General features: G+C 64.6%; 9 protein-coding genes. 5 read left to right on the top strand and 4 right to left on the bottom strand.

All coding sequences use genetic code 11. The features are described from left to right. Window positions 1-78 precede the first annotated feature (78 nt). The 4 genes from glpX to ACE3OO_RS12580 all read left to right on the top strand — a co-directional run bounded on the left by glpX (window position 79) and on the right by ACE3OO_RS12580 (window position 5,580). Complete coding sequence (gene glpX / locus ACE3OO_RS12595; RefSeq protein ID WP_374303380.1) at window positions 79-1,038, top strand: class II fructose-bisphosphatase; 960 nt, start codon at window positions 79-81, stop codon at window positions 1,036-1,038. A gap of 19 nt (window positions 1,039-1,057) precedes the next feature. Beyond that, window positions 1,058-2,695, top strand: coding sequence for an alpha-D-glucose phosphate-specific phosphoglucomutase (locus tag ACE3OO_RS12590; RefSeq protein WP_374303378.1), 1,638 nt, complete (start codon window positions 1,058-1,060; stop codon window positions 2,693-2,695). A 29-nt stretch (window positions 2,696-2,724) separates the two neighbouring features. Continuing rightward, window positions 2,725-4,374, top strand: coding sequence for a glucose-6-phosphate isomerase (pgi, locus tag ACE3OO_RS12585; protein ID WP_374304692.1), 1,650 nt, complete (start codon window positions 2,725-2,727; stop codon window positions 4,372-4,374). Between the two features lie 63 nt (window positions 4,375-4,437). Continuing rightward, complete coding sequence (locus tag ACE3OO_RS12580) at window positions 4,438-5,580, top strand: hypothetical protein (protein ID WP_374303376.1); 1,143 nt, start codon at window positions 4,438-4,440, stop codon at window positions 5,578-5,580. Here the strand turns inward: ACE3OO_RS12580 and ACE3OO_RS12575 are convergent. The 3 genes from ACE3OO_RS12575 to ACE3OO_RS12565 all read right to left on the bottom strand — a co-directional run bounded on the left by ACE3OO_RS12575 (window position 5,577) and on the right by ACE3OO_RS12565 (window position 8,609). Beyond that, window positions 5,577-6,992 carry a hypothetical protein gene (locus ACE3OO_RS12575; protein WP_374303374.1) on the bottom strand — a complete coding sequence of 472 codons (1,416 nt, stop codon included), beginning with the start codon at window positions 6,990-6,992 and terminating at the stop codon, window positions 5,577-5,579. The two genes, ACE3OO_RS12580 and ACE3OO_RS12575, sit on opposite strands and share 4 nt — an antisense overlap. Beyond that, complete coding sequence (locus ACE3OO_RS12570; protein WP_374303372.1) at window positions 6,989-8,098, bottom strand: hypothetical protein; 1,110 nt, start codon at window positions 8,096-8,098, stop codon at window positions 6,989-6,991. Before ACE3OO_RS12570 ends, ACE3OO_RS12575 begins: the two co-directional genes overlap by 4 nt. Before the next feature lie 82 nt (window positions 8,099-8,180). Beyond that, complete coding sequence (locus ACE3OO_RS12565; protein ID WP_374303370.1) at window positions 8,181-8,609, bottom strand: NUDIX hydrolase; 429 nt, start codon at window positions 8,607-8,609, stop codon at window positions 8,181-8,183. A 73-nt stretch (window positions 8,610-8,682) separates the two neighbouring features. On the opposite strand from ACE3OO_RS12565, the gene ACE3OO_RS12560 reads away from it, so the two are divergent. Then, on the top strand, window positions 8,683-9,906 hold the full coding sequence (locus tag ACE3OO_RS12560; RefSeq protein ID WP_374303368.1) for a cytochrome P450: 1,224 nt from the start codon (window positions 8,683-8,685) through the stop codon (window positions 9,904-9,906). Here ACE3OO_RS12560 and ACE3OO_RS12555 read toward each other — a convergent pair. After that, a complete protein-coding gene (locus ACE3OO_RS12555; RefSeq protein ID WP_374303366.1) occupies window positions 9,891-12,224 on the bottom strand; it encodes a xanthine dehydrogenase family protein molybdopterin-binding subunit in 2,334 nt (777 codons plus the stop codon). The two genes, ACE3OO_RS12560 and ACE3OO_RS12555, sit on opposite strands and share 16 nt — an antisense overlap. Between the last annotated feature and the right edge of the window lie 14 nt (window positions 12,225-12,238).

Genomic DNA, 12,238 nt, shown 5'->3' with positions numbered 1-12,238 from the left:
TGCCGTATTTCCAAGGAATAAACTGGCTGGACCAACCGGCCCTGTCTGCCGCCTATCTCTGCCTCGGAGTTTCCGCCCATGACCACCCGCCCCGGTCCCTTCGACCGCGCCGATTTCCCGTTCGCCCTGCGCCTGGTGACAGAGGCTGCCGCGCTGGCCTCCTATGACTGGGTCGGCCGCAGCAAGAAGGAAGAAGGCGATGGCGCCGCCGTGGATGCCATGCGCAAGGCGCTGGGTCAGATCAACATCAATGCCGTGGTGATGATCGGCGAGGGCGAAAAGGATCACGCCCCGCTGCTGTATCGCGGCGAACGCATCGGCTCGGGTGAACCCGAAATCGAGATCGCCGTCGATCCGATCGAGGGCACGACCAACATGGCCAACGGCGTCGACAATTCGATGGCGGTGTTCGCGCTCGCGCCGCGCGGCGCGATGTTCGACCTCGGCCCCAGCTTCTACATGGACAAACTGGTTCTGCCGGCCGCCGCCAAGGGCAAGGTGGATCCGACCTGGCCGGTGAAGAAGAAGCTGGAAGCCCTGTCGGCCGCGCTGGGCAAGCCGATTTCCGAACTGCGCATCTTCGTGCTGAACCGCAAGCGGCACCACGCGATGATCAAGGAAATCCACGATGCCGGCGCCCGTACCATGCTGCAGGAAAACGGCGACGTGGCCGGCGCCTTCATGGCGCTGCAGAAAGGCCATAACGTGGACGCCCTGTTCGGCACCGGCGGCTCGCCCGAGGGCGTGATCACAGCGATCTTCACCAAGGCGCTGGGCGGAGAGTTCTTCGGCCGCGTCGACCCGCAGGGCGAGGAAGAAGCCGCCAAGGTGAAGGCATTCGGCCTCGACAGCGGCAAGTGGCTGAGCGGTGACGAACTGGTGAAAAGCGACGATGCGATCTTCGTGGCTTCAGGCATCAATTCCGGACCGCTGTGCCGTGGCGTGACCATCGAGAAGGGCTTTGCCCGCCTGCATACCGTGATCCTGATGGCCAAGACGGGCGCGCGTTACGATCTGGTCAGCCGCCTGCCGCGGTAAGAAAAGCGAGTCATTGCCGATGAGTGCGCGCGAGGTTGCCATCACGCCGTTCGACGGGCAGAAGCCCGGCACGTCGGGCCTGCGCAAGAAGGTGAATGTCTTTCGCCAGCCAGGTTACCTGGAAGCCTTCGTGCAATCCGTGTTCGACAGCCAGGCCGACCTGCGCGGCGGCACGCTGGTCCTGGGCGGCGACGGGCGTTTTTTCAATCGCCAGGCCATCCAGGTGATCCTGCGCATGGCGGCGGCCAACGGCATCGCCCGCATGCTGGTCGGCCGCGCCGGCATCCTCTCCACACCGGCGGCCAGCGCCGTGATCCGCCGCCATGGCGCCCAGGGTGGCCTGATCCTGTCGGCCAGCCACAATCCGGGCGGACCGGACGGCGATTTCGGCATCAAGTTCAATATCGGCAATGGCGGCCCGGCACCCGAGAGCGTGACCGAGGCGATCTACCGGCGCACCACGCAGATCGACCGCTATCGCGTGTTCGACCACCACGACATCGATCTCGATCACGTCAGCCTGCAGCATATCAACGACATGGCCGTCGAGGTGATCGACCCGGTGGACGATTATGCCGCCCTGCTGGAAACCCTGTTCGATTTCGACGCCATCCGCGCGCTGATCCGGCGACCGGATTTCCGCTTCTGCTTCGATGCCATGCATGCCGTGACCGGGCCGTATGCGAAACGCCTGCTGGTCGAGATGCTGGGCGCGCCGGCCGATGCCGTGATCAATGCCGAGCCGAAGGAGGATTTCGGCGGCGGCCATCCCGACCCCAACCCGGCCCATGCGGAAGAGTTGTATCGCGAGACGGTACTGGAAGGCCGGCTGGATTTCGCCGCGGCCTCCGATGGCGATGGCGACCGCAACATGATCCTGGGGAAGGGCATCGCCGTCTCGCCCAGCGACAGCCTGGCCGTGCTGGCCGCCAATGCGACCCTGGTGCCCGGTTATGCCAAGGGCATCGCCGGCGTGGCGCGCTCGATGCCGACCAGCCGCGCGGCCGATGCGGTGGCCGCCGATCTGGGGCTGGCCTGTTTCGAGACGCCGACCGGCTGGAAATTCTTCGGCAACCTGCTGGATGCCGGCCGCATCACGCTGTGCGGCGAGGAAAGTTACGGCACGTCATCGGCCCATGTGCGCGAGAAGGACGGCCTGTGGGCCGTACTGTTCTGGCTCAACCTGCTGGCGGCAAAACCCGGCGAGACCGTCGCTTCGCTGCTATCGGCGCATTGGCGCCGCTTCGGCCGGCATTATTACAGCCGCCACGATTACGAGGCGGTCGACAACGGCATCGCAACGGCAGCCCTGCAGCGCCTGCGTGATGCGCTGCCCAGCCTGCCGGGGAACCGGATCGGCGAGCACGTCGTTACCACCGCCGATGATTTCGCCTATACCGATCCCATCGACAATTCCGTCAGCAAGGGCCAGGGTCTGCGCGTGGTTTGCGGCGAGCAGGCCCGCGTGATCGCCCGCCTGTCGGGCACCGGCACCGAAGGCGCCACGGTGCGGGTGTATTTCGAAGTGTTCGAATCCGACCCGGCGCGCCAGCATGACGACGTGCAGGCGCGGATCGCGCCGCTGGTGGACTTTGCCGAACGGATCACCGGCCTGCGCAAGGCCAGCGGTCGCAGCGGTCCGGATGTGATAACCTAGTTCCGCGAGACGACGGAGGAGCCATGACACTGCCGCCGCCGATCGACCAGACCGCCGCCTGGCGCGCCCTTGCGGCGCATGCCACGGCGACCCGCAACCGCCATCTGCGTGATGCATTCGCCGCAGATCCGGAACGGTTTGCCAAATTCTCGTTCCGTTGCGGCGACCTGCTGCTCGATCTGTCGCGCCAGCGCATTGAGACCGAAACGCTGGAGCTGCTGCTGGACCTCGCCCGCGAGGCGCAGGTGGAGGTCTGGCGCGACCGCATGCTGCGCGGCGAGCATATCAACATCACCGAGGATCGCGCGGTGCTGCATACCGCCCTGCGCCTGCCGGCCGATGCGTCCCTCACGGTGGATGGCACCGACATCGTCGCCCTGGTGCAGCGCGAACTGGACCGCATGGCCGAAATCATCGATGCGATCCGCAACGGCACCTGGCGCGGCATCACGGAAAAGCCCTTCCGCCATGTAGTCTGCCTCGGCATTGGCGGCTCGGATCTTGGTCCACGCATGGCGCTGGAAGCCCTGAACGCCGACCGCGACAGCGATATCGCGATCCACTGCGTCAGCAATGTGGACAGCACCGATATTGTCCGCACGCTGGAGAAATGCGAAGCCGAGACCACTTTATTCGTGGTGGCTTCAAAAACCTTCACGACGCAGGAAACCATGGCCAATGCCGAGACGGCGCGAGCCTGGCTGCAGGAGAAACTTGGCCCCGGCATCATCGACTGGCCGCGGCATTTCATGGGCATTTCGGCGAACACCGCCGTGCCCGGCAAATTCGGCATTCCGCCGAACCAGGTGCTGCAATTCTGGGACTGGGTCGGCGGCCGTTATTCCCTGTGGTCGGCGATCGGCTTTCCCATCGCCCTGGGAATCGGCATGCATAATTTCCGCGCCATGCTGGCCGGCGCCCATGCCATGGACACACATTTCGCCAGCGCGCCCCTGCGTGAGAATCTGCCGGTGCTGATGGCGCTGGCCGGCGTGTGGAACATCAACTTCCTCGGCCTCACCTCGCTGGCCGTGCTGCCTTACGACCAGAGCCTGTGCAAACTCGCCCCCTACCTGCAGCAGGCCGACATGGAGAGCAACGGCAAGAGCGTCGACCGCTGGGGCCGGTCGCTCGGCTATGCCACGGGCCCCATCGTGTTCGGCGAACCGGGCACCAATGGCCAGCATGCTTTCTATCAATTGCTGCATCAGGGACCGCTGCCGGTGGCGGCCGATTTCATCGTGCCGCTGAAGTCGCGTTATCCGTTGGGCCGCCACCACGAGATCCTGCTGGCGAACGCCTTCGCCCAGGCCCAGGCACTGATGCGCGGCCGCACCCGCGCCGAGGCCGAGGCCGAGCTTCAGGCAGCCGGCATGACGCCGGAACAGGTGGCCAAACTGGCGCCGCATAAAGTGTTCCCTGGCAACCGGCCGAGCACCACCATCGTATTGCCGAAACTGGATCCCTATCATTTCGGCATGCTGATCGCCCTCTACGAGCACAAAATCTTCGTTCAGGGTATCCTCTGGGCTGTGAATTCCTTCGACCAGTGGGGCGTCGAACTTGGCAAGCAACTGGCCAAGCCGATCCTGGAGGAACTCATCGACACCGCCCAGCATCCCCATGACGCTGCGACCAGCGCATTGATTGGTCTGGCGCGCGGCCTGCCGGCCCCGTAAGATCGTCGCGCCGAACGCGGCGCCGGTGGGGAGTGCCGCTTCGGGAAACGCGGAGCGGCCGGCATGAGCGAGTCCGATGCCGTGCGCCAGGGCTTGCGGGAAATCGACTTCGTCCTGCATTCGTCATGGCGCCTGGGGAAAACCATCGTGGCCGGCTGGGCCTATCAGGGCAGCCGGATCAGTTTTTGCTTTTCAGAACCCTATAATGTGCTGGGCCGCGCGGCTGACCTGCCACGTCTGATCCGCGGCAAGCGGATGATGGGCCCGCGCACCTTCGCCGAAACCTGCAAGGCCCTGCGCGCCCGCGCGGTGCAGATGGACCTGCCGTTTTCCATCGGCAGCGCCAAGGGCGAGATCAACCCGCTGCTGATCGAGAATCTGGTCAAGCGCTATGCGGTGATGGAAACCGCCAGCCGCGCCGTGGTGCTGTTTGACATCGTCGGTTTCTCGAAGCACACGCCGCTGGAACAAGTGGCGCAGCTTTCCTCGCTGGAATATTCGATCAACAGCGCGGTGAAGCGCATGAATACCGCCGGCTTGCGCACCGAGCTGGCGCGGTCCACCGTGGGTGACGGCTTTTATGTATGGAACCGCGCCAAAGGCATTGAGGCCGATCTGCGCTGTTGGCTGGCGCTGCTGCTGATCCTGGCCGACAACGCCCTGGCACGGCAGAAAGGCGATGCCCGGCTGGTGCCGACGCTGCGGGCCGCCTTCTCCATCGGCAGCCATTTCTCGTATCACCAGGTGGAAGGCACCCAGCCGCGCGGCTTCGAATATATCGTCGGCGACGTCACGATCACGCTGGCGCGTATCATCGCCAAGGCCCTGCCCGGCCAGGTGCTGGCCGGTTCCTTCAGCCGCGAACTACCCGCCAATGCCAGGGAAAGCGCGCTGGACACGCCGGCCTTCCTGGCCCGCGCCTCGGCGATGGCCGAGAAACTCAATGACATCGAGGTCGGCCGTCTGCCGCTGCTGGCCATGCGCGCCGCGCCGACCGGGCCGTCTGGGCCACGCCAGAATGGCAGCCTGCTGTATCGCATCGGTGACAAGCACGGCTATCTGCATCACGCCTTCAATATCCGCGCCGCCATAGAGCGCGACGGCAGCGACAGCCTGCTGCTGGGATTGACGGCGGATCAACTGGGCGGCTTCGCGGCCGAGGCCATGCCCTATGAGGCAAAAGCCACGGCCAGGACGAAAGCCTAACCCGACATTTTGTCGATGGCGGCGAGGCCGTCTTTCATCAGTTTGGATGCGGCCGCCGCGCCACTGACCAGTTCGAGCATGCGCACGGCACCGAACAATTGCTGGCGCGCCGCCTCCTTGCCCAGCCCATTCAACTTGCCAGCCTTGATATCGGCGATCAGGGCGCTGCCACCCTGCTCGATTTGCCCGCCTAGCGTTTTGAGGGTATTGCCGACATCCTTGTCGGCGCCGATTTCACCCGCGACACGCGCGACCTTCTGGATCGCATAGACACGGTTCTCGGCCGCCACCTTGGCATCGAAGATCGCCTGCTTGATGGCGGTTTCCTGGCCGGGCTCAATCGCACCCGGCGCCTCCAGCGCGGAAAGAATCGCACCATCGGCGCCATCCAGAACGCCAACTTTCACCATGTCACGCAATTTCGCGCCGGCGGCTTCCATCTCGGGCTGCGGACCATCGGCCATGCCATCGGCCTTGAGGCGGCCGATCATGCTGACAAAATCGTCGACCATGCCCGCGATGTTGCCGGCTTCCAGCTTCCCGGCATCGGCGCGGCCGATGGACTTGAAAAAACGCTTGCTGTCGCCGGCAATCATGCGGCGGGCATATTTCCCGGGCTTCAATCCCTCGATGCCGGTGGGCGCTTCGCCCATGCCATCGAAGATCGGCAAGGCCTGGAACGGATTGCTCATACGCGCCAGCACGAAAGCAATCATGTAACCCGGCAGGCCGGCGCCGCTGGCCGCCAGGGTGTTGTAATGGTCCTTGATCGCCTCGACCTGCTCATCCAGCAGCTTGCCGACCGGTTTGGGCGACAATTCCTCGCGCAATTCCTCCAGCGGCTGCGCGATCTCGAGCATGCCCATCATGTCGACCAGATCGAGGAAAGCCGTCTCGCCGCCCAGCCTGGTCACCAGTTCGGCGCGGTAGACCGGCTCGCTCTCGGCGCGGCTGACTTCCTCGCGCAGGCGACGGGCGGCGATGCCCCACATCGTGGCGCCCAGCTTGGCGATGCGCGGATCCGCGGTGGCGCCGATTGCCGGTGCCGGCGAGGCGCGCAGGCTGGCCTCCAGTTCCTTCACTGCCGCCTGATCCAGGCATTGCAGCATGAAATCCCAGCAGGGCGCCAAGGACGCCCGCGAAATGCGGCCGAATTGCTTGTCGCCATCCTCGGGCAGGATCAACAGGTCTTCGAAGGGATGGCAAAAAATGCGCTGCAGTGTCAGGTGGCGCGGCGGACGGGTCTTGGCCAGACGCGGACGCAGGGTACCCAGCGCCGCATCGGCCAAGGCGGCCGATAGCACAATGGCCCGCGAGCGTTCGATGAGCAGGGTGAGCTGGGCAACCTTTTCATCCGGAATCTCGAACAGCTTGCGTTCGATATCGCGCAGCTCGGAAGCAAGATCGGTCATACCCGCCTCCGTTTCGTGGATTCAACACGGCGTATCATTTCGATATCGAGCACTCCGGAATTCCACCCCTCAAGCGCCCGAACCTGCATGCGCGTGCTTTCCTGCATCGCTTTCATGTTGGGTCGGTCCATGGCTTCTTTCTCAGGAATAATCGGCAGAACTCGATAAATTTCCGTTACCGCTGCGCGCTGGCTGTCGCGGTCGCGGTCTTCAACATCCTTCCACAGAAGAATAATGAATTCCCAGCCATCGACCGTCCACCACAAACGTTCGATGTCGCGCTGGAAATTGGCAATCGCCTTGTCCCAGTTGGCCAACACGCGATCGGCGTATTCCACCGGACGCACCGCCGCCGAAGCCAGATCGCGGGCGAAGTCGTCAGTGAACTGAGCCACCCGGGCGACACCGCGGGCGAGATAGGCGGCTTCCGACTTGTCGCTGTCGGCCCACTGGTTCAGGTTATCGGCCAGATCGGCGATGCCGCCGATCAGGCGGCGTACCCGGCATTGCTTCTGCATGCCCGGCATACCCAGCGGGGCCAGATAGCCTCCCCAGCGTTCCAGCCGTTCATACAGCTCATTGGCGGTCATCCCCAGGCCCTTGGCGATACCGGCCAGGCCGCTCTTGATTCCTTCGCGGCCAGACGCCGTGGTGAAATCCGAGACGTTCAGCTTCATCTCGCCGCCGGACAGCTTCTCCAGCGCCGATTTGAACAGGTAATAACGGGTCAGCAGAACCTCGTTCTCTTCCTCGACGAGGCTTTCTTCCGCCGCTCGCTGCGCCTCCGGCCCGGCCAGGCCGGTCTTGGCGGTTTCCAGCGTGGCGGTCCGGATATCATGCGGCAGGCAGGAATTACGCGCCAGGATCGCCTCCTGCAGCGCGCGGTCATGCATGGTGAGCGAAAAGATCTCGGGCACATCCTTCCAGCGGATGATGTAATTGCCCTTCACGCCGGAAAAGGCGGAAACGGTCAGTTCGAGGTTGTCGCGGCTGTCCATGCGCACGCGCGCCTGGCTGAGCGCCGGCGTGGTGAAGGCCACGGCGGTACCGCGTTCCTCGAATTTCGTGGGCTGGAATTGCGAGCCAGCGCCTTTTGGAAAATTCATCCCCCACGCCCGACGGTAGAATAGCGGAAACCCCGGAGCTACTTAACCACAAGGCGGAGCAGGCGCAAAGAACCAGACCGGCCTAGTCCAGCCAAAGGCGCGATTTTTCGATCACGCGGTGGGTTTCTTCCCACAGATCAAGCTTGTGCAGCTCGGCCGGGTCGAACCAGGCCGCAGCGGCGGCATCATCACCGGCCACCACCTCGCCAGCAACCCAGCGGGCCGCATAATCGATGATCGTGTAATGATACAAAATACGGCCATCCGGCGCGGTCTGGACGGAATCGATCACATCGACGAGCCCCAGCAATTCGATCTCCACACCGGTTTCCTCGGCGATTTCCCGCCGGATGCCCTGGGCCACGGTTTCGCCCAGATGCTGCGCGCCACCGGGCAGGCTCCAGATACCAGCGCGCGGCGGCTTGCCGCGTTGCACCATCAGCACCTTGCCATCCTTCCACACGATGGCGCCCAGACCGACCAGCGGTTGCGAAGGGTATTCACGGACCATCTTTTCCTCTTCATACTGGCCGGCGGGAGCCGAATGCCGCGGCAGGATAACAAAAAACACCGGAGGATACGCCGTGACGGTTCAGTTCGACGCACATAATGCCGCCGTGATCGCCGATCCCTATCCGGCGCTGGCCCGCCTGCGGCAGGACGACCCGGTGCACTGGAGCAAGCGCCTGGGCGGCTGGATGCTGACCCGGCATGACGACATTCGTACGTCCCTGCGCGATCCCCGCCTGTCGTCGGATCGCATGCGGCCGTTCTTCGCCCATCTGCCTGGGGATACCCGCGCCGGCCTGACCGACCTCGAAGCCCATATGGCGTTGTGGGCCGTATTCAATGATCCACCCGTCCATACCCGGCTGCGCGGCCTGATGAACCGGGCCTTCACCTCGTCTGCCGTTGCCGCGCTGCGCCCGCGGATCGAGACGATCGTGCATGGCCTGGTGGATGAGCTGCTGCAGAAACGCGAAGTGGATTTCATCCGCAGCTTCGCCTATCCCCTGCCGGCCACGGTGATCGCCGCGCTGCTGGGTGTACCGCAGGCGGATGTGGATCTGCTGAAACACTGGTCGGACGACCTGGGCAGTTTCGTGCTGACCTCGCGGCTCTCGCCAGACAAATACGCCCGCGCCAATGACGCGGTCGTGGAAATGAATGAGTATTTCGGCGCCCTGGTGGAGGAGCGCCGCAAACAACCGCGCGAAGACGTTACCACCGGACTGGTGATGGCCGCCGAACGCGGCGACTTCCTGAACCGCGACGAACTGGTGGCGGCCTGCGTGCTGCTGCTGTTTGCCGGCCACGAGACCACCACGCATCTGCTGGGCAACGGCCTGCTGGCTCTGCTGCGGCATCCCGACCAGATGCGCAAGCTGCGCGATGGCCGCGGCAATCCGGCACTGGTGGCCAATGCGGTGGAGGAGATGCTGCGCTGGGACGGACCGTCGCTGGCGCAGGTGCGCGTGGTGGCCGACGATTACGAATTGCGCGGCAAGGTGATGCGCAAGGGTGACCGCGTCTTCCAGATGCTGGCCGCCGCCAACCGCGATCCCGAAATTTTCGCCGAGCCCGACTGTTTCGACATCGCACGCGCCGACAGCAGCCGGCATGTCACCTTCGGTTTCGGGATCCACTTCTGCATCGGGGCACCGCTGGCCCGGCTGGAAGGCCAGGTCGCCTTCCCGATCCTGCTGGAGCGGCTGGGCGACATCGCCCTGGCCGCCCCGCCGGACTGGAGCGATTCAATCGTGGTGCGTGGCCTGAACCGCCTGCCGGTCGCCTATTCGGCGGCCTGAGCCAGATCGCCGCCGAGGATGCGCCACAGTTTCTGCGGTGTGGCCGGCATGTCGACATGCTTGACGCCCAGATCGGCCAGCGCATCGACGATGGCATTGATCGTGGCTGGCGCCGAACCGACCGCGCCCGCCTCACCGGCGCCTTTGACGCCCAGCGGATTGGTCTTGCACGGCACTTCGCAGAGGATCACCTCGATCTCCGGGAAGTTGTCGGCGCGCGGCAGGCAGTAATCGGTGAAGCTGCCGGTGAGCAGCTGGCCATCGGCATCGTAGACGACGTTTTCATACAGCGCCTGTCCCACGCCCTGCACCACGCCGCCATGGATCTGGCCCTTGACGATGGTGGGATTGATCACCTTGCCCATGTCATCGGCCACCACGTAACGCACCACCTCGGCGACGCCGGTGGCCTCATCGATCTCGACCTCGCAGGCATGGCAGCCGTTGGGGAAGGTGATCGCCTGCACCTGCCAGTCAGCGGCGGTATCGATACCGGCCGCCTCGCCGGCCTTGGCATTGCTGCGCTTGCGGGCTTCCTGTGCCACCTCGATGATGCCGACATCGCGGTCAGTGCCGGCGACGCGGAAACGGCCGGCGGCGAATTCGATGTCGCTGGCCGCCGTTTCCAGCATGTCGGCGGCCACCACCTTGCCCTTTTCGATCACACCATCCTTGGCCTTGAGAATGGCGCCACCCTCGGAATAGAGCGAACGCGCGCCACCGGTGCCGCCGCCAGTGGGGATGGCATCGGAATCGCCCTGCAGGATGCGGATCCTGTCGAAATCGACGCCGAGCTGTTCCGCCACGATCTGGGTATAGGCGGTCTCATGGCCCTGGCCGGTCGACTGCGTGCCGACATAGACCTCGACGAAACCATCCTCGGCGAAACGGATCTCGGCACGTTCGGTCGGCGCGCCGCCGGTGGCCTCCAGATAATAGGCCATGCCAATGCCCCGGCGCTTGCCGCGTTTTTTCGCTTCCGCGCGGCGGGTCTCAAAACCGGCCCAGTCAATCGCCTTCAGGGCGGTATTCGAGGTGTTTTCGAATTCGCCTGAGTCATAGGTCAGACCCATGGCGCTGGTCCACGGGAAGGCGGTGGGCGGGATGTAGTTCTTGCGGCGCAACTCGGCGCGGTCGATGCCCAACTCGCGGGCTGCCACGTCGATCAGGCGTTCCATGATGTAGTTCGATTCCGGACGGCCGGCGCCGCGATAGGCATCCACCGGCACGGTGTTGGTGAACACGCCCTCGACGCGCGAATACACGCCCTGGAAGCGATAGACCGAGGACAGCACCTTGGTGCCGGCCATGGTGGGGATCATCGGCGCGTAGGTGGACAGATACGCGCCCATGTCGGCGATGTTGTGGATGCGCAGGGCCAGGAAGTTGTGATCCTTGTCCAGCGCCATCTCGGCATGGGTCAGGTTGGCGCGGCCATGAGTGTCGGTGAGGAAAGCCTCGCCACGATCCGAGGTCCATTTCACCGGCCGGCCGAGCGCGCGCGACGCGAACAGCGTCATCACCTGCTCGGGATAGATGAAAATCTTCATGCCGAAGCCGCCGCCGACATCGCCGGTGACGACGTGGAATTTCTCTTCCGGCAGGCCGAGGATCTTGGCCAGCAGCTTCTTCTGCACCCACACGCCCTGGGTGGGCGTGTACAGGGTGAAACGGCCGCTCTCCTTGTCGAAGGCGGCCAGCGCCACACGCGCCTCCATCGAGGCAACAACGATGCGATTGTTTTCCAGCGTCAGCTTCACCGTCTTGGCGGCCGAGGCGAACAGCGCGTCGATCTTGGCCTTGTCGCCGATCTCCCAGTCGAAGGCGCGATTGTTCGGCGCCTGCGGCCAGATCTGCGGCTGGCCCGGCTCCATCGCGGTGGCCATGTCGGCGGCGGCCGGCAGGGCATCGTAATCCACCTCGATCATCTCGGCCGCGTCGCGGGCCTGGGCGGCGGTTTCCGCCACCACGAAGGCGACCGGATCGCCGACATGGCGCACTATGCCGTCGGCCAGCGCCGGGCGCGGCGGATCGGCACGCATGGAGCCGTCGCGGTTCTTCAGCGGGATGGTACAGGGCAGGTCACCGACATTGGCGGCCTTCAGGTCGGCATGGGTGTAGACGGCCAGCACGCCAGGCGCAGCCTGGGCTGCGGCGGTATCGATCTTGAGAATCTTGGCATGGGCATGCGGCGAACGCAGCATCACGCCATAAACCTGGCCGGGCAGGTTGATATCGTCGGTGTAACGCCCCTTGCCAGTAATGAAACGCTGGTCTTCGACGCGGCGAACCGGCTGGCTCTGGCCGAACTTGCTCATCGGAACGTCCTTTC

This window comes from Ferrovibrio sp. (assembly GCF_041906005.1).
In the GTDB taxonomy this organism is placed as follows: domain Bacteria; phylum Pseudomonadota; class Alphaproteobacteria; order Ferrovibrionales; family Ferrovibrionaceae; genus Ferrovibrio.
The sequence above is the reverse complement of the archived record's forward strand: the minus strand, read 5'-3'. Positions and strand labels throughout refer to the sequence as shown.

Excerpts from the sequence above, each read along its gene's own strand:
- ACE3OO_RS12570 (WP_374303372.1), bottom strand. The coding sequence starts at position 8,098 with ATGAATTTTCCAAAAGGCGCTGGCTCGCAATTCCAGCCCACGAAATTC.
- glpX (WP_374303380.1), top strand. The coding sequence starts at position 79 with ATGACCACCCGCCCCGGTCCCTTCGACCGCGCCGATTTCCCGTTCGCC.
- ACE3OO_RS12575 (WP_374303374.1), bottom strand. The coding sequence starts at position 6,992 with ATGACCGATCTTGCTTCCGAGCTGCGCGATATCGAACGCAAGCTGTTC.
- ACE3OO_RS12590 (WP_374303378.1), top strand. The coding sequence starts at position 1,058 with ATGAGTGCGCGCGAGGTTGCCATCACGCCGTTCGACGGGCAGAAGCCC.
- ACE3OO_RS12565 (WP_374303370.1), bottom strand. The coding sequence starts at position 8,609 with ATGGTCCGTGAATACCCTTCGCAACCGCTGGTCGGTCTGGGCGCCATC.
- ACE3OO_RS12555 (WP_374303366.1), bottom strand. The coding sequence starts at position 12,224 with ATGAGCAAGTTCGGCCAGAGCCAGCCGGTTCGCCGCGTCGAAGACCAG.
- ACE3OO_RS12580 (WP_374303376.1), top strand. The coding sequence starts at position 4,438 with ATGAGCGAGTCCGATGCCGTGCGCCAGGGCTTGCGGGAAATCGACTTC.